The following is a 1,869-nucleotide window of genomic DNA, read 5'->3' on the forward strand; positions in this document are numbered from 1 at the left end:
CCGCCACGGCCCCGAACCGCCGCACCCCGAAGTCCCCCACGGCCCGCCCGAGGAGCGTGGTGACCATGTAGACGTTGTACGGGACGGTCGCCAGCTGCTCCGAACTGCCGAGCACGTCCTGGAGGTACTTGGCGCTCCAGTTGGAGACGGTCGAGTCACCGATGTACGCGAAGGCCATCACCAGGCACAGCGGCAGCAGCAGCTTGAACGCGACGCCCGTACCGCCACTCGTGCCCGGCGCCGGATCCTTCGCGCCCCCGCCGTTCCCGTCCCCGTCCACGTACCACCGGCTCGCCACCAGCGCGGCGGGCAGCAGCACCAGCACCGCGGGCAGGTACAGCGCGAACAGCGTGAGGTCCCAGTGCGCGCCGGCCCAGGCGAGCGAGGCCCCGAGGATGCCGCCGAGACTGTACGCGGCGTGGAAGCCGAGCATGATGCTGCGCCCGTACGCGTGCTGGAGGCTCACCCCGAGCATGTTCATGGACGCGTCCAGGGCCCCGACGGCCAGCCCGAAGGCGGCGAGCGAGAGCCCGAGCTCCCACAGGCTGTCCCCGGCCCCCACCCCGAGCAGCGCGAGCAGCACGACCGGCTGGGACCACCGCAGTACGTGACTCGGGGGCACCCGCTTCACCAGGTGCTCGGTACAGACGCTCCCGACGCCGGCGAGGACCGGCACGGCCGCCAGGAAGGCGGGCAGCAGCCCGTCGGACACCCCGTACCGGTCCTGGATCGCCGGGATACGGGTCACGAGCACGGCGAAGGCGGCGCCCTGGGCGAAGAAGCCGAACGCCAACGAGGCCCGGCCGCGCCGGAGGACATCTGTCATGGCGGCTCAGCGTAGGGCTCCGGCTTACCCGTGGGTAGACGGTGCAGAAGATGAATTCCGTTCAGCTTCGGCTCTGGAGCAGCCCGAGCAGCTCGCCCATCTCACTGAAGAGCCCGTCCGCGCCGGCCAGCCGCTCCGCCGGTGTCATCGCGGTGAAGCCGTACACGTCCATCCCGGCCGCGCGGGCCGCCTGCACCCCGAGCGGGCTGTCCTCCACGACGACGCACCTGTCCGGGGCCACTCCCATCCGCTCGGCCGCGTACAGGAACAGGTCGGGGGCCGGCTTGCCCCGGCCGACGTCCTGCGAACTGAAGATGCGTGCGTCGTCGAACCACTGGTCGAGACCGGTCGTGCGGTGCCCCACCCGGATCCGCTCATGGCTCCCGGACGACGCCACGCAGTACGGAACCCCGTCCGCGACCAGCTTCTCCAGGACCTCCGAGGCGCCCGGTACCGGCTGCAGCTCCCGCTCGAACGCGGCGAACACGCGCCCGTGGAAGACCTCGTCGAAGTCCGCCGGCAGCCGCTCGCCGGTCCGTTCCTCGACCAGGTCGTGCACGCGGTGCATGGCGGCCCCCATGTAGTCACGCAGGGAGTCCTCGTACGAGGTCGGGTGCCCGAGCTCGGTGAGGTACGCGGCGAGGAGCGTGTTGGAGATCGGCTCGCTGTCCACGAGGACGCCGTCGTTGTCGAAGATCACCAGGTCATAGCGCATGACGAAGACCCTAATACCGATAGGACGCATGCCCCTTGAGCGCAAGAAAGCCCCCGCACCGAAGTGCGGGGGCTTTCTATTCAATATTTGTTCGGCGGCGTCCTACTCTCCCACAGGGTCCCCCCTGCAGTACCATCGGCGCTGTGAGGCTTAGCTTCCGGGTTCGGAATGTAACCGGGCGTTTCCCTCACGCTATGACCACCGAAACACTATGAAACAGACAAACCGGAGCCGTGACCTGGCTACAACGGTTGTTCGTGGTTTCAGAACCAACACAGTGGACGCGAGCAACTGAGGACAAGCCCTCGGCCTATTAGTACCGGTCAGC

The 1,869-nt window shown here is 68.6% G+C and carries 2 protein-coding genes and 1 rRNA gene; all 3 read right to left on the reverse strand.

What is annotated here, in order from left to right; translation table 11 throughout:
• Nucleotides 1–826, reverse strand: an 826-nt coding sequence (locus FGF04_RS17070; protein ID WP_149512320.1) for an MFS transporter, incomplete at its 3' end; no start/stop codon positions are given.
• Between the two features lie 61 nt (nt 827–887).
• Nucleotides 888–1,541 (reverse strand): HAD family hydrolase, encoded by a 654-nt coding sequence (locus FGF04_RS17075; RefSeq protein WP_149512118.1) that lies wholly within the window; start codon nt 1,539–1,541, stop codon nt 888–890.
• An 89-nt stretch (nt 1,542–1,630) separates the two neighbouring features.
• A 5S ribosomal RNA gene (rrf, locus tag FGF04_RS17080) occupies nt 1,631–1,747 on the reverse strand.
• Nucleotides 1,748–1,869: the final 122 nt, after the last annotated feature.

The organism is Streptomyces apricus (assembly GCF_008369065.1).
In the GTDB taxonomy this organism is placed as follows: domain Bacteria; phylum Actinomycetota; class Actinomycetes; order Streptomycetales; family Streptomycetaceae; genus Streptomyces; species Streptomyces apricus.

Coding starts and splice junctions, on each gene's coding strand:
- FGF04_RS17075 (WP_149512118.1), bottom strand. CDS start 1,541: ATGCGCTATGACCTGGTGATCTTCGACAACGACGGCGTCCTCGTGGAC.